The 19,269-nt window shown below is 51.1% G+C and carries 18 protein-coding genes, 1 tRNA gene and 2 riboswitches; of the genes, 17 read left to right on the forward strand and 2 right to left on the reverse strand.

The window, feature by feature from the left end; all coding sequences use genetic code 11:
* Positions 1–56 precede the first annotated feature (56 nt).
* Positions 57–288: riboswitch (cobalamin riboswitch) on the reverse strand.
* Between the two features lie 350 nt (positions 289–638).
* Both ACX1DY_RS18560 and ACX1DY_RS18565 read left to right on the forward strand, forming a co-directional pair.
* Positions 639–947, forward strand: a complete 309-nt coding sequence (locus tag ACX1DY_RS18560) for an MTH1187 family thiamine-binding protein (RefSeq protein WP_019913883.1) — start codon at positions 639–641, stop codon at positions 945–947.
* A 129-nt stretch (positions 948–1,076) separates the two neighbouring features.
* Positions 1,077–1,148: transfer RNA gene (locus ACX1DY_RS18565), tRNA-Thr, on the forward strand.
* Between the two features lie 110 nt (positions 1,149–1,258).
* Here the strand turns inward: ACX1DY_RS18565 and ACX1DY_RS18570 are convergent.
* Positions 1,259–1,720 (reverse strand): nucleoside deaminase, encoded by a 462-nt coding sequence (locus ACX1DY_RS18570; protein WP_458965680.1) that lies wholly within the window; start codon positions 1,718–1,720, stop codon positions 1,259–1,261.
* A 194-nt stretch (positions 1,721–1,914) separates the two neighbouring features.
* Here ACX1DY_RS18570 and ACX1DY_RS18575 point away from each other — a divergent pair, with 194 nt between their 5' ends.
* From ACX1DY_RS18575 to ACX1DY_RS18585, 3 genes are read left to right on the forward strand one after another with little or no spacing between them, the layout of a single operon-like run.
* Positions 1,915–2,130: a hypothetical protein gene (locus ACX1DY_RS18575; protein ID WP_458965681.1), complete on the forward strand. Its 216-nt coding sequence runs from the start codon at positions 1,915–1,917 to the stop codon at positions 2,128–2,130.
* A complete protein-coding gene (locus ACX1DY_RS18580) occupies positions 2,120–2,440 on the forward strand; it encodes a hypothetical protein (RefSeq protein ID WP_458965682.1) in 321 nt (106 codons plus the stop codon). The genes ACX1DY_RS18575 and ACX1DY_RS18580 overlap by 11 nt, the downstream gene beginning before the upstream one ends.
* Before the next feature lie 36 nt (positions 2,441–2,476).
* Entirely contained in the window at positions 2,477–2,896 is a 420-nt protein-coding gene (locus tag ACX1DY_RS18585; protein WP_458965683.1) for an ASCH domain-containing protein, read from the forward strand.
* A 345-nt stretch (positions 2,897–3,241) separates the two neighbouring features.
* On the opposite strand, the gene ACX1DY_RS18590 is transcribed toward ACX1DY_RS18585, so the two are convergent.
* Positions 3,242–3,619: a hypothetical protein gene (locus ACX1DY_RS18590; RefSeq protein ID WP_458965684.1), complete on the reverse strand. Its 378-nt coding sequence runs from the start codon at positions 3,617–3,619 to the stop codon at positions 3,242–3,244.
* A 729-nt stretch (positions 3,620–4,348) separates the two neighbouring features.
* Positions 4,349–4,438, forward strand: a riboswitch (cyclic di-GMP riboswitch).
* A gap of 81 nt (positions 4,439–4,519) precedes the next feature.
* Between ACX1DY_RS18590 and ACX1DY_RS18595 the strand changes: the two genes are divergently transcribed.
* The 12 genes from ACX1DY_RS18595 (at position 4,520) to ACX1DY_RS18650 (ending at position 18,509) form a co-directional block, all read left to right on the forward strand.
* Positions 4,520–6,865, forward strand: a complete 2,346-nt coding sequence (locus tag ACX1DY_RS18595; RefSeq protein ID WP_458965685.1) for a choice-of-anchor A family protein — start codon at positions 4,520–4,522, stop codon at positions 6,863–6,865.
* Between the two features lie 125 nt (positions 6,866–6,990).
* Positions 6,991–7,407 (forward strand): hypothetical protein, encoded by a 417-nt coding sequence (locus ACX1DY_RS18600; protein WP_458965686.1) that lies wholly within the window; start codon positions 6,991–6,993, stop codon positions 7,405–7,407.
* A 178-nt stretch (positions 7,408–7,585) separates the two neighbouring features.
* Positions 7,586–8,527 (forward strand): alpha/beta hydrolase, encoded by a 942-nt coding sequence (locus tag ACX1DY_RS18605; RefSeq protein ID WP_458965687.1) that lies wholly within the window; start codon positions 7,586–7,588, stop codon positions 8,525–8,527.
* Between the two features lie 461 nt (positions 8,528–8,988).
* On the forward strand, positions 8,989–10,575 hold the full coding sequence (locus tag ACX1DY_RS18610) for an HD domain-containing phosphohydrolase (protein WP_458965688.1): 1,587 nt from the start codon (positions 8,989–8,991) through the stop codon (positions 10,573–10,575).
* A gap of 214 nt (positions 10,576–10,789) precedes the next feature.
* Positions 10,790–11,179: a NusG domain II-containing protein gene (locus tag ACX1DY_RS18615; protein ID WP_458965689.1), complete on the forward strand. Its 390-nt coding sequence runs from the start codon at positions 10,790–10,792 to the stop codon at positions 11,177–11,179.
* Positions 11,163–11,714, forward strand: a complete 552-nt coding sequence (locus ACX1DY_RS18620; RefSeq protein ID WP_458965690.1) for a Gx transporter family protein — start codon at positions 11,163–11,165, stop codon at positions 11,712–11,714. Before ACX1DY_RS18615 ends, ACX1DY_RS18620 begins: the two co-directional genes overlap by 17 nt.
* 29 nt (positions 11,715–11,743) lie before the next feature.
* Entirely contained in the window at positions 11,744–12,601 is an 858-nt protein-coding gene (locus tag ACX1DY_RS18625) for an ATP-binding cassette domain-containing protein (RefSeq protein ID WP_458965691.1), read from the forward strand.
* Complete coding sequence (locus ACX1DY_RS18630; protein ID WP_458965692.1) at positions 12,586–13,491, forward strand: energy-coupling factor transporter ATPase; 906 nt, start codon at positions 12,586–12,588, stop codon at positions 13,489–13,491. The genes ACX1DY_RS18625 and ACX1DY_RS18630 overlap by 16 nt, the downstream gene beginning before the upstream one ends.
* The gene (locus tag ACX1DY_RS18635; protein WP_458965693.1) at positions 13,457–14,275 is read left to right on the forward strand and encodes an energy-coupling factor transporter transmembrane component T family protein; all 819 of its coding nucleotides are present in this window, start codon (positions 13,457–13,459) and stop codon (positions 14,273–14,275) included. Before ACX1DY_RS18630 ends, ACX1DY_RS18635 begins: the two co-directional genes overlap by 35 nt.
* Before the next feature lie 20 nt (positions 14,276–14,295).
* A complete protein-coding gene (locus tag ACX1DY_RS18640) occupies positions 14,296–16,221 on the forward strand; it encodes a peptidase U32 family protein (protein WP_458965694.1) in 1,926 nt (641 codons plus the stop codon).
* Positions 16,222–16,333: 112 nt separating this feature from the next.
* Entirely contained in the window at positions 16,334–17,623 is a 1,290-nt protein-coding gene (locus ACX1DY_RS18645) for an aspartate aminotransferase family protein (protein WP_458965695.1), read from the forward strand.
* Position 17,624: 1 nt separating this feature from the next.
* Positions 17,625–18,509, forward strand: coding sequence for a UbiA-like polyprenyltransferase (locus ACX1DY_RS18650; RefSeq protein ID WP_458965696.1), 885 nt, complete (start codon positions 17,625–17,627; stop codon positions 18,507–18,509).
* The last annotated feature ends 760 nt before the right edge of the window (positions 18,510–19,269 follow it).

Genomic DNA, 19,269 nt, shown 5'->3' on the forward strand with positions numbered 1-19,269 from the left:
AATCTGCTTGTGCAGGCCGCATGCGGACACCTCTCCTGTTCCTCGCAGGCGTAAATGATGGTGCCCGGAAACAGGCAGGTCTCCTGGCTTCCGGTGAATCCTTAAGGCGCCTTCCCAAGGGGGGAATGTCCCTCAGTGGCGTGAGCCTCAGGATACTGCTCTGCAGCGCTTCATGACGCTGTCGAGCATCCGGTTACAGTGGCGGGACCACAGCGGATTTGCACCGCGCTTCCCTATTAAGCTTCAGCACTCCTGTAGAGGTGAAGCACCTGATTCCACTATATTTTGTTGTCGCTATATAAAATTAACCCAATATATTGTGTTTGTAAATACTTTTTTGCAAGTCCGCGCCCCGGGCGGGTTCAGCCGCTTTACGCACAGATGATCCACAGCTAGTCCACAGATGTTCCGGAGTTAGTCCACAATTCATCCACAGATAATCCACAGAATAACGACAAATTTTTCCGAATCCGATTCATAAATTGTCCCAAAAAACGCCACAAAGGCTTCATATCTGCAGTGAGTGCAATCATAGGATTTCGAGGGAAGGGATGCTGGGACTTCAGGCGATTTGTGACGCCAGACAGGAGTTGTTACAATAGAAGGGACTGGAGACTTATATATAGGAGGGATTTCGAATGGCTATTGGCGAAGTAACCGTAATTCCGATCGGCACAGGCAGCACCAGCCTCAGCAGCTATGTGGCCGATATGCAGCGGGTGCTGGAGACGGTGGAGGGCATTACCTACGAGCTGACATCTATGGGTACGATTATCGAAGGACCGCTGCCGCGGATTCTCGCTGCTGTAGAAGCGCTGCACGAATCTCCTTTCTCAGCGGGTGCGCAGCGTGTCTCTACTTCACTTAAGATAGATGACCGCCGCGACAAGGTCTCAACGAGCCGCAGCAAGCTGGAGTCGGTGGAGCGCAAGCTGCTGGAGCAATAGTTCTGAGAGACTAGTCTGAACGAAGAGCGGGCAGGCTGGGGTTAAAGGCAAGAACTGTGAGAGAAAGGGTTGCGTTTTTCTCCAGACGCTGTATAATGTATTTTGTTTGACAGAAAAAGTATGCTTTAAGCTGGTGTAGCTCAGGGGTAGAGCAACGCACTCGTAATGCGTAGGCCGGGGGTTCAATTCCCTTCACCAGCATCCTTACTAATTCAATCGTGGCGCGGCTTCCGGGGTTTTGGGGGTCGTGCTTTTTTTGTGGAAAAAAATACCATGTTATTCTGAAATACTCGAATAACATGGAAGTGAATTCAATGGGAAAAGGTATATCCTTCGAATACTTTTAGCCCTTCGGCATTTAATACTTTTTCTATTACGACCGGCTTATGTGGACTTTTGTCGATAACTTCCTTACATGAAATCATTATATTACTGCCTGCAATTTCTGCCAGCTGATCATGTGACACACTATAGACTATTTTTCCTAAATTAGACCATACCATAGCTCCTGTACACATTACGCAAGGTTCACAGCTGGTATACAAAGTATATTCATTAAGATCAAAAATGTTGTTCTCAGAGCAAAAAGTACGTATAAGTCCAATTTCAGCATGATGTGTAGGATCACAATGACTATTAATTTTATTTTCTCCATACATTACAATCTCGTTGTTCTTTACTAAGATTGCACCGAAGGGTTCATTTCCCTCTTCTCTAGCCTTGAAAGCCATTTGTATAGCTACTTCAATAAATTGTTCATCGTTATTTATCATAAATAGCACCTCCTGTATAACACTACTATAACATTTCGATGGGTGGCATTCCGCCCGCATGGCAAAATCATGCCTAGACCTTTATGCACAGTTTACGGACTTGCGGAGACATTTACAGATTGTTCCAAATCCAATATACTAAACAGTATTGAGTTCGGAAGAGCCGACGATAATACGGATAGGAGCGTGAAGAAATGGTGTCGCAGCCGGGTATATTTTTCGGAGGATTTAGTGTATTTGCATTCTTGATTTGGCTGGTATGCACTGGACTAGGGATATATGCATTTGTTCTCTTTGTAAAACTTGCACGCAGAGGGATTGTGGCTTTGGATTTATATAATCACGCCAAAAACCTTGAAATCCGCCAGCGGTATGAGTCCGTTAATAAGGATGGTTATGATGAGCACTAAGAAAAAATCCGTAATCCTATTCACAGCTTTCCTGATCCTTATAACGGCCTTTTTACAACCTGATCTGATCTACGCGGCAGCTGAAGGAACTGTTATTGAAAGTGGAACAGAAGATAGGCTGATAGAGCAATATGGGCTTGAAAAACCGTCTACTTCGCCCTCCCCGGGTGGAATTGATGTGGGAACAAGCGCCCCGGCTCTATTTTTTGTTACAATGTATAGGATGATTGTTAATCCTCATCTTTATATGATTCCAGAGCTTATACATCATTGGATTCGTTGGAAAGCGGGAAGCCTACATGCAGAATGAACGGTTAAAATTCATAAATCCTGAAGCCTTGCCACAATGAGGTGCTTGACGATCCGGCAGCCCTGGGCGACACTGATCGCTCTTGGAGAAAAGCAATTCGAAACCCGTTCCTGGAGAACGGCTTATCGCGGTGAGCTGGCTATTCATGCCGGGAAGGGCATAGACAAGTCCGTGTGCAGGCAAGAGCCGTATAAATCGGTATTGGCCCGGCACGGATTCACCGCTGACAATCTGCCCGCCGGAGCCATTATTGCTACATGCCGCCTGACCGGTTGCCATGAGGTGACTTCTGAGAATGCTGTGGAGGGCTGGCCGGGCGGCAATGAATATATTTTTGGCGATTATGCTGAAGGGCGGTTTGCCTGGAAGCTGGAAGGCGCCGCATTGCTTGCTAACCCCATACCTGCTAAAGGACGGCTGAGTTTCTGGGAGCACCCTGTTCCTGAGAGGGAGTAATGGCCTTTTGCGGAGCTGTCCAAGCTGTTAAGTGGTATGAATGGTGTAGCTCGCGGGTAATCTTTGTATATATGTTCCGGAGCGCAATCTTGCGCCAGGAGCTACTCTGGATACACAGGAAAGGGCGTATGCATAAGGAATGGGAAGTCTTCTTATTGCTTGGCTATGTATGCTTTGTTTGTTTTTTACGTTTAAGGATAAGGTAAGCCGGAAAATTCTATATCCCGTAGCGCTGGTTGTTATTCTTGGCACACTGGGCTATTGGAAGGTGTTAATGTGATTGTTATCCACTCATGGTCTTGCCGACATTTATGGCGAGGCCTTTTTTGTGAGAAAATAAGGCATTTAGCTGCTTCGCATCCAGGAGGTGGAGATATCCAATCTCAGATATTTGCGCATATGGCTCGTGGCCTGAGTGGCAATGATATGGTCCAGCAACAGCATCCGTTCATGATACCCCCGGCAGACAAATTTGACCTCGATACCGTCCTCCCGCCGCAGTTGTTCGTAGACCTTGACGCCCCGTGTTCTCATTTCAGCACGCACATCACGCAGATCAGCGGTTGCCGCGTTCGCGGCAGTATGAAGAACCTCTATGTAGGGGGCAGGGGTTCGCAGCTCCTTGGACAGAATGGCAGCATCGCGCTCAAAGGCCGATACAACCAGCGGCAGCATAATATAAGCTTTTACCAGCATATTGTCTTTACTCTCCACCCTATGCATGGGATTCATCACCTCATAAAGAGAACGTATATTCGCATTGTAACCCGGCCTTCAAAAAATAATCAATAGTATTTTAAAACAAGCGCTATAAATGTGATGAATTTCACAATAAAATCGGAAGAATTATTTTATATTAAAATTGAAATATTAAAGATTGAAGTTTAAAAATAAAGCACCTCAAAAGGAGAATTGTGATGATTCATGAAGGAAGTCTCCGCCGTGGTTTGGTATTTGGTTTGCTCCTGAGTATTCCGCTTTGGGTGTCCATGATTGGCTGGATGCAACTGTTATAAAATGCAAACCCGCTATATCCGCATTGCCTGGACAAGATAGCGCGTATAGCATACATAGATGTCGATGAAAAACTGTTGCCGGTAACTTTTGGCGACAGTTTTTTTGCATTATAAGGGTGTATAGACTTCACGCAGCAATGTTCGACAAATAGTCCAAAAAGACTAAATTTTAATAATAAAAATTAGTGATTTTAAATGACGAGAAGATTACATGAAGCAGAAGAAGCTACCGTATACGCCGTTGTTGAACACTGTTTCAGACTGGGTCAAGCTGGTTAATCCTTATGCATAGCGGTTTGCAGCGGATTTTCTCATCCAAGCTTCCAAAAAAATAAAAAGGAATAGATTGACAATATGGAGGTGAAGCGGCTAAACTGACATTAGGTCAAAAGTAACAAATATCATAGACTATCTGAAATCTTAAAAAATCATACGATCATGTAAAACGCAAACCGTTCGAAAGAACGGGACGCAAAGTCAGGAATCTAAAGCCTGCTAGACAGGTTATGATTGTCCGGCCGCCGTGAAGCTAACCCTTCTTGGCGGTCTTTTTGTTGTTATAGTTTTTTCTTGAAATCATAGAGTAATTAATAGGAGGTGCATGCGATTGAAGAAAAGAATACAAAAGACAGCAGCTCTGCTATTGGCAGGAATGCTGACAGTAGGCAGTGTGATTACTGGGGGATGGGAGGTTAAAGCAGCGGCCAGTATGCCCTATACTCCTACACCGGTTTTGGGGGTAGCCGGCAATTTTAATGCTTTTATCTTTGGGGATTTTACGCAGTCATACGATCAGATTCATGGAAGGCTCGCGGCCGCAGGGAATATTACTTTGCAGGGGTACGGTGTATCCAAGGATGCCCCGGGCGGAGACGTGCTCATCGCCGGCAAGAACATTACTTTCTCGAATGGGACGGTTCATGGAACAACTGTATACGGTGGTACTCTAACGGCTGATTCAAGCACTACACTTCAGGAGGGCTCGCGAAAAGATACACCGATTAATTTCGCAGCGGAGGAGCAGTTTCTGATCGGGCGTTCGAGCGAGCTGGCAGCATTGCCGCAGACGCAGCCCTTTGTCAGGGATTACGGAAAAATAACCATCAATGCCCCGAAGCCCTACAATGTTATAAATATGACTGCAGCCGATTGGGCAGCGACCAATAATATGGTGTTCAATATAACGGGGAATGCAACGGTTGTTATCAATGTAAGCGGGACCTCAGTGAAAATCCCGAGCTTTCAAATTGATGGGAGCAATCCCAATAAGGTATTATTTAATTTTTATGAAGCCACTGATTTGAAAATCGGCAACACGACCATTAATGGCACCATATTAGCGCCACGGGCCGAAGTGTACTATGATTATGCGGAACTGCACGGCACACTCATTGCAAAATCGTTCAACGGCCATGTGCAGATGCACCATTATCCGTACCAGGGAACGGAACCGCCTTTAACGCCAACGCCGACACCGAGTGCGACGCCAACGCCGACGCCAACACCGACGCCAACGCCGACGCCAAAACCGACGGAAACGCCAAAGCCGACGCTGACGCCAAAACCGACGGAAACGCCAAAACCAACGGGGACGCCAAAACCGACGGAAACGCCAAAGCCGACGCCGACGCCAAAACCAACGGAAACGCCAAAGCCGACGCCGACGCCAAAACCGACGACGACGCCAAAACCGACGGCAACGCCAAAACCAACGGAAACGCCAAAACCGACGGAAACGCCAAAGCCGACGCCGACGCCAAAACCGACGGCGACGCCAAAACCAACGGCAACGCCAAAACCGACGGAAACGCCAACACCAACGCCGACACCAAAACCAACGGCGACGCCAAAACCGACGGAAACGCCAAAACCGACACCGACGCCAAAACCGACGCCAACGCCGACGCCGACACCAACGCCGGAGCCGACGCCAAAACCGACACCAACACCAACGCCGACGCCGACGCTGACGCCAACGCCGACACCAACACCAACGCCAACACCAACACCAACGCCGACACCAACACCAACGCCGACACCGACGCCGGAGCCAACACCAACGCCGACGCCAACGCCGGAGCCAACGCCAACGCCGACACTAACGCCGGAGCCGACGCCGACGCCAACACTAACGCCGGAGCCGACGCCGACACCAACGCCGACACTAACGCCGACACCAACACCAACGCCGACGCCGACACCAACGTCGACGCCGACACCGACGCCAACGCCGACGCCGACACCAACGCCGACATCAACATCAACGCCGACACCAACGGCGACATCAACGTCGACGCCAACACCAACGGCGACATCAACGTCGACGCCAACACCAACGGCGACATCAACGTCAACGCCAACACCAACGGCGACATCAACGTCAACGCCAACACCAACGGCGACATCAACGTCAACGCCAACACCAACGGCGACATCAACGTCGACGCCAACACCAACGGCGACATCAACGTCGACGCCAACACCAACGGCGACATCAACGTCGACACCAACACCAAGCACATCGCCGACGCCTAGCACGACACCGGCACCAAGTGCAGCACCAACGCCAACTCCCACTACCTCGGTCGAATTTGTTCCTCCGGTAGTGGTACAGCCAACACCAACACCAACAACGATAATTGGCACAATTGTGGATAATGAGACGGTGATCAATGATGATCCTATACCTTTGGGTCCTGTAGCAACTGCCGTTCCTGTGAAGCCTGCAGCATCAATCAAGCCAACGCCGGTTCCTGCTCCAACCGCAGGTCCGGAACCGGATGAACAAGTCATTATTGATGACGACGTTCCTCTAGGCACCGTAGATACGGTCGATAAGCTTCCACAGACCGGGGAATCCAGCCCGGCCCCTTATTATATCGCCGGTTTAGCTATTGCCGGAGTGGGGCTGCTGCTCGGCAGAACGGCAAGAACAAGCAAACGCAAACGCTAAGAGCTAAGCCGACGCCTGCAGAAGAGGAACCGTGAAATAGTAAAGCTGCTTCCTGGAGAGCCCATCTCCATGGAAGCAGCTTTTTTAACTGATGAACTTGTTCAGAAACAACAGCAGAAATGCCGTTGTTGAAGCGCGAACGGTTGGTTTGTTCAGCAACAACAGCAGAAATACCGTTGTTGAGGCGCGAATGGTTAGTTAGTTCAGCAACAACAGCAGAAATGCCGTTGTTGAAGCGCGAACGGTTAGTTAGTTCAGCAACAACAGCAGAAATGCCGTTGTTGAAGCGCGAATGGTTAGTTAGTTCAGAAACAACAGCAGAAATGCCGTTATTAAAGCGCGAATGGTTAGTTAGTTCAGCAACAACAGCAGGAAATGCTGTTGTTGAAGCGCGAACAGGTGGTCAGTTCAGCAACAACAGCAGAAATGCTGTTGTTGAAGCGCGAACAGGTGGTCAGTTCAAAAACAACAGCAGAAATGCCGTTGTTGAAGCGCGAATGGTCAGTTTGCTTAGCAACAACGGCAGAATTGCCGTTGTATAAGCACCGCCAGTCAATATGTTCCTGGGGCCCCACTAATAAAACCCACCGGAGCTGCAGGATAGCTGGACCAACATTTTCAGCTCATCCCAGTGCCATGTTATACTATGCACAAATTAGAGGTGTGCCAAGCCTCGCAGCGCCTGGGGCTTAATTTGTTCAAGGAAAGGTGACAGCGCCGATGTGGAGTGTAATCATACTTGCAGTTGTAATCATTATTGCCAGCGCCGTTATATATGCCGGATTCTTTTTCTATGGAGTCGCGGTCAAGCGGGCGCCCAAGGAGTTTATGAGCAAAACCCCTGATCTGAAGGTGGAACCGCCGGTTGCCGGGGCGTCCTGGGGGGAGGGGGCGGAATGGATTGCCCGCCACAGCTTCAGGAATATTGAGCTTACCTCAGACGAGGGCTTGAAGCTGAGAGGCTATTATCTGCCGTCAGAACGTGCTGCAGGGCGGACAGCGATTATTGCCCACGGCTATTCCGGGAAAGGCAAGGATATGGGGGCATACGCCAAAATCTATTATGAGAACCTGGGCTATAACGTGCTGATTCCCGATGCCAGAGGACATGGCGACAGCAAGGGCGATTATATTGGATTTGGCTGGCCGGAGCGCAAGGATTATTTGCGGTGGATCGGGCACATTGTGGCGGAGAGCGGACCGGAGGCACAGATTGTACTGCATGGGGTATCTATGGGCGCAGCGCCGGTGATGATGACAGCAGGTGAAAGGCTTCCGCCGCAGGTAAAAGCGATCGTCGCCGACTGTGGATATACCTCGGTAAAAGCGCAGCTATCCTACCAGCTATGGCGCATGTACCGTCTGCCCAGCTTTCCTTTTGTCCATAGCGCCAGCCTGGTTACCCGGCTCAAGGCGGGGTATTTCTTCGGCGAGGCTTCAGCGCTGAAGCAGGTGCGTAAAGCCCGGGTGCCTATCCTGTTCATCCATGGGGATGCTGACAGATTCGTGCCTTACGCCATGCTGGACAAGCTGTACAAGGCATGCCGGGGGCCGAAGGAGAAGCTTGTAGTGCACGGGGCCGGTCACGGTCTTGCTTACGACACGAATAAGGCTGAGTATATCGGCAGAGTTAGTGATTTTGTGAGTGGTTATGTACATTAAGCTTGAAAAGATCCCCTTAAACGTAGACGCGCCCGATATCTGCAATAGAGCAGTTATCGGGCGCTAATATGTTCCACACATGGGGCCGTTCCTTGGTATTCAAGGAAGCGGCAAAGCCATGTCTTCTCGTATATTTAATCCCCCGCCGTCCGTGAGAAAAACGGGTGTCTTGGTTCCTTGTTATTTCCAGCAGCCGTGTGGCGAGAATAATCCTTCCAAAACGACAAAAGCCCTACCTCTCTTTTGTCCTTGCGGCTCCATGACCGCGCCAGTGCGAATCGGAAAACTATGTTCGAATTTAATCTCATAAAAAGGAAGAGTACTGCAAGAAAACGTAAGATTTTGTGTCCAAATTGCCGATACTAAATAAAAAGTAGTAACTGATCGGCCTGACATCTTCTTGATGGGGATAAGTACACGGAAAAACAAATATTTTCTATAATACCACGAAGCTTTTGAAAATGCAAATATATAACAAGCTGGGCGGCAAGGCTGGAAACGGGGGACAGATGGATTTATTCGCAGCTTTTTTGAAAAAGCAGATTCGAAATTACATATTTGGCTCCGCAGTTGCTGTACTTGCGGTGGGAAGTCTTGTCCTGCTCTCCTCACTGCAAATAAGCAAAGTAGAGTATCTAAGGCTGTCGTTAGTGCTGCTGATTTCCTTCATAATAATGGTCATTACGGAGATCAGTATTTTTATCAGGCAAATGAGGCCGCTCCGCGCGGCGCTGAACGAGCAGAAGCCGACACTGGCTGAGCTGGAAGAGGCGTACTTGCATACGCACCGGCTGCCGAAGATTGCAATTCAGCGGATACTTGGGCCTCATTTGCTGGGACTTTCTCTGCCTGCCTTACTTATGACCACGTGGCTGATCTGGACTGGACTCGTCAGTTTTCCTTATTTCTATCTATTGATTGCGGTTGTCGGGGCTATTCTGGTGGCCTGCATGCATGCGCTGATTGAATTTTTTCTGACCTGCTCGGCCATCATTCCGCTGATCAAGGAATTTAGGAATCGGGCTTTGGAAATGTACGGTGTCGATTTTTCGCTGGAGGGGCATATTTTTGTATCTATCCGGCCCAAGTTCCTGGTTAGCTGTATGCTGATCGGCACGTTTCCGCTTTTTCTTTTTATCATGGCAACACAAATCCGGCTGCTGACGCTGAAGAACGTGCCCGCTGGCTTGAATGGCTATTGGGAATGGGCGGGGCTGGTCCTGGTGATCGGTATTCTGTTCTCTTCCGTAGCAGCTTGGCTTCTGACTGCCAGTGTGCAGCATCCCATCAATGAACTGTACCAGGCAATGAGCAACGTCAAGGATGGGCGTCTGCTGCAGGTGCAGGATGAATATTCCGACGAATTCTCCAAGCTTGTAGCCGGATTCAATATGATGGTCCGCGGGCTGCAGGCCCGGGAGCAGCAGAACAGGCAATTGCTCGACAGCTATTTCACAACGCTCGCCGTAGCGCTGGACGCCCGTGATCCGTATACTGCGGGGCATTCGCTGCGTGTGGCGGAATACTCGGTCATTATTGGACAATTGGCCGGCCTGACGGGCCAGAAGCTGGATAATCTGCGCAAGTCGGCCCTGCTGCATGATATCGGCAAAATTGGTGTGCGGGACAGCGTCCTGTTCAAAGAGGAGAATCTGACCGAGGAGGAATTCGAACAGATTAAAAGCCACCCGGTTCTGGGAGAAAATATTCTGCGTCAAATCGAGCCGGTGGAGATCATGGCCCCTTACCTTGGAGGCGTGAGATCACACCATGAACGATATGACGGCAACGGATACCCCGATGGTTTGGCTGGAAGGACGATACCTCTGTTCGGACGGATCATAGCCGTGGCAGATGCGTATGATGCCATGACCTCGAACCGTCCCTACCGCACAGGGATAAGTCATGAGCGGGCTTTGGCTATTCTGGAACAGGGAAAAGGAAGCCAGTGGGACCCCGAGTTTGCCAGCCTCTTCATCGCCTATTTCAGTAAGAACGGAAAGCCCGGAGACACCGCTGAATCGGATTGTCCCGACCGGGCGGGGTAAGCTTCACTTGTGCATTTAGGGCAGCTTTATCCTTAAATTTCTTGCTGAAGCGGATGCTATCCATTTTATAGGAGGTATCCGCTTCGGCTTGCGTGCCTATTTTGTGAACTGCTCCCTAAAACCGACAATTAACGAGCACATTCATTGAAGGATTGAAGGCGGACCGTTATAATTAATAAGTCTGGATTTTAACTAAAAAATAAGGGAGATCATTATGAAACGCGCAGATGTGCTGCTGATTTCCATCGTGCTCATTGCCGCGCTCGCTTTTCTCGTCCCGAGATGGTTATCGAACGATGCTGATAAAGCTGGGCCTGGCAAAAATCTTGTGGCCAATATAACGGTGGACGGCAAGCTGTATAAGACAGTGAAGCTTACAAAGGAAGAACAAACAATTGATATCCGCACGGAACGCGGCTATAACATTCTGAAGGTGCATGATTACGGGATTGAAATGTATGATGCGGACTGCCCCGACAAGGTATGCCTTGGCTTTGGCATGATCAACCGTCCCAAACAGACCATCGTATGTCTGCCGCACAGGGTGCTAGTGGAGGTTGCCGGCGAGTCGGGGGAGGATGGTATAGATGCCTATGTCCAGTAGTGAATCAGCAAAGGCTTTGAAACGAACGGTGATTGTGGCGATTTTTGCCGCAGTGGCTGTAGTGCTGAGTATTCTGGAGGCCCAGATCCCGCTGGTTGGCGTCGGGCTGATGCCGGGTGCCAAGCTGGGTTTTGCCAACATTATGATTCTGACTTGTATTTTCTTTTTACGTGGACGTGACGCTTTTGTACTGGTGATCCTGAAGACTTTGCTTACCGCATTCCTGCTGGGGACTTTCTCAAGCCTGCTGTTCAGCCTGTTTGGCTCGCTCTTCAGCTTTGTGGTTATGTTCCTGCTGGTGAAGTGGGGCGGCAAAAAATTCAGCGTAATCGGAATTAGTATCGCTGGGGGACTGGCCCACAATACCGGACAATTGCTTGCCGCTGCGATAGTGTTCAAATCCATGAGTATTTTCTACTATCTGCCGATTCTGCTTATTACCGGGATTGTGACGGGGATTGCCGTCGGGTTCGCAGTCCGTTATCTGGTGGCGTCGCTGTCCAAAATATCGCTGTTTGAAGAGTTTTTGGGCTGACTGTTCACATCAGCGGAAGGATGACTAACATGAGTGAAACAAATAAAGAGATAGAAGACGGGGCAGCGCAGGCTGTTATTGCTCTGGACAGGGTTTCGTTCGGCTATGATCCGGAGCATCCCATTCTTCATAATATTACGCTGTCCATCCCGAAGGGACAATGGGTGAGTGTGGTGGGCCCGAACGGCTGCGGCAAGTCTACGCTGGTGAAGCTGATGAATGCTCTACTGCCCAAAAGTGCCGGAGATATCGTCGTTTGCGGCCATATACTTAATGAAGACAACATTGGAACGATCCGGCAATGTATTGGCATGGTGTTTCAGAATCCCGACAATCAGTTCATCGGGGCTACGGTTGAGGAAGATATATTATTTGGCCTGGAAGGTCTATGTTTGCCATACGCGGAGATGGAAGGCAGGCTCAGAGCCTATTCCGAGAAGCTGGGCATCAGCCATTTGCTGTCCAAGCATCCCGGCGAGCTGTCGGGCGGACAGAAGCAGCGGGTCGCCATCGCCTCCATTCTTGCCATGAAGCCAGGCATCGTCATTTTTGACGAGGCCTCTTCCATGTTGGACGAGGGAAGCCGCGATGAGCTGCTCGGCATTCTTCAGGATATGCGTGCGGAAGGGCAATATACGATCCTGATGATCACACATGACGCGGACGAAATTCTGGCCTCGGATCGTGTGCTTGCCCTGCATGACGGCGGCCTAGCGGCTGATATTACCCCGGGCGAGCTGTTTCGAAATGAAGAGCTTCTGGAGAAGTGCCACCTGCGGGAGCCTTATCCTTGGCGGCTTGCCCGTGAATTGCAGAGCCTGGGAATTAGGGTGGATGTTCCCGCCAGTGAAAAGGAGCTTATAGATACATTATGGCCATTCAACTAGACCAAGTAAGCTATACCTACGCTGACAAAAGCCTGTGGAGGCAGACAGCGCTACACGATATTACCCTGGGCATCCCCAAGGGCTCGCTGACCGGGATTGCCGGGGCGACAGGCTCTGGCAAGTCTACGCTGCTGCAGTTGTTCAACGGAATTCTGAAGCCGACCGAGGGTACGGTGAACGTGCTGGATGTTGTTATTCGCGCCGGGGAGAAGTCGCCGAAGCTGCTGCCGCTGCGCCGCCGGGTCGGGCTGGTCTTTCAATTCCCCGAGCAGCAGATGTTCGAGGATACCGTGGAGAAGGATCTGTGCTTCGGACCGCTGAATTTCGGCATGAGTCAGGAAGAGGCCAAGGAGCGAGCGCGCAAGGCGCTGCTCGATATGGGGCTGGATCTTGCCCTGCTGGACCGCAATCCGTTCCGCTTGAGCGGAGGACAGATGCGCAAAGCGGCCATCGCCTCCGTGCTGGCGATGGACCCGGACATCGTCGTGCTGGACGAGCCGACGGCAACGCTGGACCCTGTCAGCCGCGCGGAGCTGATTGCGCAGCTGGAGCGGCTCTGCCGCGAGCAGGGCCGGACGATCATCATCGTAACCCACCGGATGGATGAGCTGCTGCCCTATGCCGACCGCTGGGTTCTGCTGAAGGAGGGCCGGATTGCCTTTCAGGGCAGCGGCGCGGAGCTTGCCGCAGACCCGGCCATTCTGGAAAGCTGCGGCCTCACAGTGCCTCATTCTCTCCGATATTGGCGGGCGGTTGCTGACCGCTTTGGTCTGCACGGAGAGAAGCCTAGGCTCACTGCGGAGAGCCTCGCGGAGCTGATCGCCGGCTTATCGTCGGCTGCGGCAGGGCACTACGGTGAGCACGAAGAAAAGAGGGATGCCCATGAATGAGCGGCTGCTGCTGGGACGCAGCATTGAGACCGGCTCGTGGGTGCATAAGCTCGATGCCCGGTCCAAGCTAACAGGAATGATGCTGTATGTAGCCGTCATTCTGCTGTCGAACTCGTGGCTGGCGATGACGCTGCTGGCTGTATTCTCAATTGCGGTTATGGCTTCGACACGCATACCGCTGAAATATTTCATCAAGGCGGCCAAGCCTTTGCGTTATATGATGCTGTTCATTTTCATTGTGCAGCTCCTGTCCGTCAAGGAAGGGGATGCACTGTGGTCTGTCGGCTCATTCTCGCTGCATGAGGGCGGCCTGCGTCTGGCAAGTTTTTCCGTCATTCGCATGCTGTTCCTGATTACGTTCACGGCACTGCTTACCTTCACGACCACTCCGGGCAAGCTGAATCAGGGTCTGGAGGGCATTCTGTCCCCGTTCAAGCGCCTTGGGCTGTCGCCCGACCGGATTACGCTGATGATCAGCATTGCCCTGCGTTTCATTCCGACGATTCTTGATGAAGCGCAGATTATTATGAAAGCCCAGGCCTCCCGGGGAGCGGATCTGAAGGAGCTGCCTTTGAAGGAGAAGACGCGGATGCTCGTTTCACTGCTTGTTCCGGTGATCGCGAGCGCGTTCCGGCGCGCCCAGGATCTGATCTACTCGATGGAAGCCAGAGGCTTCCGCATGGATGCCCCGCGCAGCCGGTACCACCGTCCAAGGTGGGGCGGGGCCGATACAGTGTTTGTTGCGATGTTTGTCATCATGGGAGCTGCAGTAGCACTATTGTAATATTTTAGGGGGAACTGACAATGGCAAGATATTTTAACGGCAAGGAAATCGAGCTTCTGGCGCCTGCCGGGACGTTTGATATTTTTAAAGAGGTGATTCAGTCCGCCTGTGACGCTGTTTATTTTGGCGGTCCGGTACTGAATATGAGAATGATGCGCAAGGGCTATAATCTGTCACATGAAGAAATTATCGAGGCGATTGACATCGCCCATAGCCTGAATAAAAAAGTGTATATCACTGTAAACAACCTTTTCAGCGAGGAGGATGTGGAAGAAGCCAGAGAGTACCTGCGTTTCTTGGACGGTGCCCGTCCCGATGCGCTGATTGTTCAGGATATGGCCGTGCTGGAGCTGATTCGCGAAATAGGGCTTACCCTTCACGTGCATGCTTCGGTCATGATGAATGTGCATAATCTGGAGATGATCTACGCGCTGCGCGATCTCGGAGTCACTCGTGTGGTAACCTCGCGGGAGATGGATCTGCAGACAGCAAAGCTGCTGGGGCAGAAGAGCGGTATGGAGCTGGAGTACTTCATTCATGGCGATATGTGCTCCGTGCACGGGGCGAACTGCTATTTCAGCTCCCAGGTGTTTGGCATGAGCAGCAACCGGGGCAAATGCATGAAGCCTTGCCGCTGGGATTACCGGATTAAACGGGACGGCTATGTTTTCCCTGCGGAGTATCCGCTCGCCGTGAAGGATATGTTCATGTATGAGCATCTTCCCGAGCTGATCGAGTCAGGCATCACTTCTTTCAAAATCGAAGGCCGGATGCGCGACAAGGAATTCATGGTCTCCTTGGTCAACAGCTATGGCGCAGCCCTTGACCGTTATATTGATGATCCGCTGGGTTTTGACCGGACGGTGGACTCCAAAGAACTGTACAAAAACCGCAAACGTGATTTTTCCACCGCATATGCATTTGGCAAACCGGGTCTGTCGAACATCAACCGCCGGTATGAGGGTACAGGCAAGTTCTACAGCACAGGCAAAGTATTCAGTACACCAACTGCAGAACGTGAATTGTCCGAGACCCGTGTGCTGGAGCTGCGTGAACGCCTGGCAGAAGCAAAACGTGCGCCGAAGGGCAAGCCGGAGCTGGCAGTTCGGGTCAATAACATGGAACAAGCGCGGTTGGTGCTGGAGATGGGCGTAGAAAGCCTGTACCTGCCGGGAGATGTATTTGAGCCGGACCGGCCGTTCACGAAGCAGGACATCAAGGAGCTTGGAGCGATTAAGGGCCAAACGAAGCTGTATCTCGGGATGCCGCGGATGATGACGGAGCTGCATTTTGACCAGTATGATCATCTGCTGAACGGGGAACGCCTGCCGATTGACGGGCTGATGATTACCAACCTGGGAGCCATTCGCCGCTACAGAGGAACAGGATATCCGATGATCGGCGATGTCAATCTGAATGTGTACAACCAACTTGCTGCAGGGCTATATGCCGGACTCGGGCTGGAGAAGCTTACGGTATCTCCGGAGATGACGATGGAGCATTTTGCCACCTTCACCTCACGCTGTGAGCTGCCGCTGGAAGTCGTCGTTCATGGCACACCGGCACTGATGTATATGGAGCATGATCTTTTTGAGAATACCGAGGTTATGGAACCGATTGGCGAAGAGGATAATCTGTATGTCAACAATAGCGTGCTGGTGCTCAAAACCGATAAAGGCGAAAATCCTGTCTACCGTGACCAATTTGGCCGCTGCCACCTGCTGTTCTCCAAAGAGCTTTGTTACCTGCCTATGCTGAATGAAATGAGCGGACTGGGAATTTCCAGCTTCCGGATCGAAGGTGCGACTTACAGTACAGATGAGCTGCGTACAATCATTGCTGCGTATCAGGCCGCGATTAACGGCTCGAGTGGGCAAGAGGAGCTGCTGGGCGGACTGAAGCCTGTGTATGCCGGTTATACCTTAGGTTCTTTGCAGTTCAATTAATATATTTAAATTTTAAAAGATTAGGTTAACGCGTATAATAACGGTAAGTGGTAAAGTGATAAGTTACTATTTTCACAAAGAAACAGGCTGAAAGAGAGAGAGGGAACCCATCATGAAGCAACAAGAAACCATTGGGAGAGCAGCGGTTGCCGCCAAAAGAAAACAATACTTCTATCCGTGTACAGCGCACTTTTATCGTGATGCGCCGCAATTGGTGCGCGGAAGCATGCAATTTGTCTATGATGAAAATGGCAAGCGGTATACCGACTTTTTCGCCGGAGTCTCTGTCGTCGCCTGCGGCCATTGCAATCCGGTCATTACGGCGCGCACGATAGAGCAGCTTCAGCAGCTCCAGCACACCTCGACGATATATCTCACACAGCCAAACGTGGATCTGGCAGAGCGGCTGGAGGAGGTGCTGCCGGGAAATCTGCGACGGAGCTTCTTCGTCAACAGCGGCTCTGAGGCCAATGAGGGGGCGCTGCTGCTGGCCAGAATGCATACCGGACGCAAAGGCTTTATTGCGCTGGAGAGCGGCCTGCATGGGCGGACCAATCTGACGATGAGTGTAACCGGACTGCAAATGTGGAGAACGGACAACTATCTGGATGAGGATGTAATCTTCATTGAGCGTCCTTACCATCCTGAGCTGACCCTGGAAGAAGCTGCTGCGGGTTCTCTAAAGAGCTTGAAGCGGGTGCTGGAGGAGAAGGGTGACACTATCGCAGCAATGATCGTAGAGCCTATTCAGGGGAATGGGGGCATGATTATGCCTGCCCTCACCTATTTCCGCGAAGTCAAAGCGCTGTTGGACCAATATGGCGTGCTGCTGATCGCCGACGAGATTCAGACCGGCTACGGACGCACGGGAGCAATGTTTGCCATGGAGCATTTTGGCGTTGTGCCGGATATTATCAGCATGGCAAAAGCGCTGGGCAACGGAGTTCCGGTAGCCGCTTTTGCGACCACGGATGAAATTGCGGCTTCACTGAACCGTCCTTCAGCTTCAACCTTCGGGGGCAACCCCGTGTCGGCGGCGACGGCGCTGGCTGTGCTGGATTATATTCGTGATGAAAAGCTGCCGGAGCGTGCGGCCGAGCTTGGAGCGCGGCTGAAAAATGGGCTGCTGTCGCTTCAGCAGCAGTTCCCGGGAATGATTGCCGATGTGCGCGGAACCGGGCTGATGCTGGGGGCGGAGCTGACAGGTGCGGATGCAGCTGAGCTGACCGATGCTGTGCTGGAAGAGATGAAGGACCGGGGGTATATAATCGGTAAAAATGGCGTGGGCCGCAATGTGCTGGCTTTTCAGCCGCCGCTGGTCGTTACAGCCGAGGATATTGACGGCATGATTGCAGTGCTCTATGAGGTGCTGCTGCAAGCTTCAAGTGAAAAGGAAGAATGATATGGCGATATTGAATGCAGTCAAAACCTCTGCGCTCAAGCTGAAAATGTTCAGTGAACTAGTGATGTTCTCGCACACCTTGTTTTCCCTGCCTTTTGCCATCATCTCGATGGTATGGGCAGCGGGCGGGTGGCCTTCCGGCCATATGATGCTGTGGGGGCTGATTGCGCTGATTGGCGCGCGTAATGGAGCGAATGCTTTTAACCGTCTGGTCGACCGGACCTTTGACGGCAACAATCCGCGCACAGCACACCGTCACCTGCCGCAGCGGCTGCTTGTGGAAAAAGAAGTCATCCTGTTCATCATCATCAACTATGCGCTGTTTATCGTCGCTTCCGGCATGCTTAATTTGCTCTGTCTGCTGCTGTCTCCTGTGGCGATTGTCCTGATATCCAGCTACTCTTATACGAAGCGGTTTACCTTTCTCAGCCATCTGTATCTGGGCTTCGTCATTGCCTCGGCACCGATCGGCGCCTGGTTTGCCGTGACGGGGAATATTGCGTTCACTCCGTTTGTTATTGGTACGGTTGTTATGCTCTGGATTGCCGGCTTTGATATTATTTACGGCACCCAGGATATCGACTTTGACCGGCGGAACGGCCTCTGGTCGATTCCGAGCTTCTTCGGGCTGGAGAACGCCCTGCGAATCTCCAAAGGGCTGCATTTCATTATGATCATGCTGCTGCTGTTCCTGTACTTCTGGCGCGGCCTTGGCTGGATGTACCTGGTGGGTATCGCCATTGCTACAGTGCTCCTGATGACGGAGCATAAGATCATCAAGCCCCATAATCGACGGCTGATGAAGGTGGCCTCTTATAATTTGAATCAGGTGATCAGTATGGTGATATTGCTGTGCACGCTGATTGATTATTTTATTGTTAGCTAGGGTGAGCGGGGGCGGTTAGGAGAGGCTACACTCCGGTGAATGTTTGGACTTCCGGCCGCTGTTATGTTTGGATTTCCTGATTTTGTTCCGCTGGTCGCGGTAGAAATCCAAACATAAAGGCGGACGCTATCGCTCCTACAGTTCCAAAATTCCCCTCCGTTCCGTCCTAACCTTTCCTAGCTAACAACAAAAAAGACAACATGCCTGCCCAGCAATTGTGGGCAGGCATGGCGCGGAAAGCTGGCTTCGCGGCTTTCCTGGCGGGGGAGTGCGGTATACAAGCGAGGCCGGTTGGCCGAGCTTGTAGCGGGGGTGCTTTCGGAAGCGAAAGAAAGCAAGTAATAAAGACAATCAAAACCAAAGCAAGGCCCAAAGAGCGAAACTAAAGCAAGACCCAAAAAGCTAAATACCATAGCTAAACTCACTCACGGGCGCTTTGCTGCGTTCGTTGGTTTAGTCCCCGGAATTACCTGAAGACGCAAAAAAGCTCCCGACTGGGAGCTTTTTTGCGTCTTACGCGTTATCAAGGATAACGCGGAGGCTAACAAACTATAAAAGAAATGAAAAGTCCATTGGATCTGGGTGCAAAGTGGAATTTGTCAGACTGTTGAGAAACCCAATAATTCAATACGACATCGCATTCATTTGGTATAATATAGGTAACTTTGTAAGAAAGTGCGGTGTCTCATGTTAAACGAGAAGGATCAAGGGAATAGCGGGAAATATCAAATGGAGCTTGTCTGTTTGGATCAGTTGGTTC

It is taken from the genome of Paenibacillus sp. BAC0078 (assembly GCF_054483875.1).

Coding starts and splice junctions, on each gene's coding strand:
- ACX1DY_RS18560 (WP_019913883.1), top strand. CDS start 639: ATGGCTATTGGCGAAGTAACCGTAATTCCGATCGGCACAGGCAGCACC.
- ACX1DY_RS18570 (WP_458965680.1), bottom strand. CDS start 1,720: ATGATAAATAACGATGAACAATTTATTGAAGTAGCTATACAAATGGCT.
- ACX1DY_RS18575 (WP_458965681.1), top strand. CDS start 1,915: ATGGTGTCGCAGCCGGGTATATTTTTCGGAGGATTTAGTGTATTTGCA.
- ACX1DY_RS18580 (WP_458965682.1), top strand. CDS start 2,120: ATGAGCACTAAGAAAAAATCCGTAATCCTATTCACAGCTTTCCTGATC.
- ACX1DY_RS18585 (WP_458965683.1), top strand. CDS start 2,477: ATGAGGTGCTTGACGATCCGGCAGCCCTGGGCGACACTGATCGCTCTT.
- ACX1DY_RS18590 (WP_458965684.1), bottom strand. CDS start 3,619: ATGCATAGGGTGGAGAGTAAAGACAATATGCTGGTAAAAGCTTATATT.
- ACX1DY_RS18605 (WP_458965687.1), top strand. CDS start 7,586: ATGTGGAGTGTAATCATACTTGCAGTTGTAATCATTATTGCCAGCGCC.
- ACX1DY_RS18610 (WP_458965688.1), top strand. CDS start 8,989: ATGCAAATATATAACAAGCTGGGCGGCAAGGCTGGAAACGGGGGACAG.
- ACX1DY_RS18615 (WP_458965689.1), top strand. CDS start 10,790: ATGAAACGCGCAGATGTGCTGCTGATTTCCATCGTGCTCATTGCCGCG.
- ACX1DY_RS18620 (WP_458965690.1), top strand. CDS start 11,163: ATGCCTATGTCCAGTAGTGAATCAGCAAAGGCTTTGAAACGAACGGTG.
- ACX1DY_RS18625 (WP_458965691.1), top strand. CDS start 11,744: ATGAGTGAAACAAATAAAGAGATAGAAGACGGGGCAGCGCAGGCTGTT.
- ACX1DY_RS18630 (WP_458965692.1), top strand. CDS start 12,586: ATGGCCATTCAACTAGACCAAGTAAGCTATACCTACGCTGACAAAAGC.
- ACX1DY_RS18640 (WP_458965694.1), top strand. CDS start 14,296: ATGGCAAGATATTTTAACGGCAAGGAAATCGAGCTTCTGGCGCCTGCC.
- ACX1DY_RS18645 (WP_458965695.1), top strand. CDS start 16,334: ATGAAGCAACAAGAAACCATTGGGAGAGCAGCGGTTGCCGCCAAAAGA.
- ACX1DY_RS18650 (WP_458965696.1), top strand. CDS start 17,625: ATGGCGATATTGAATGCAGTCAAAACCTCTGCGCTCAAGCTGAAAATG.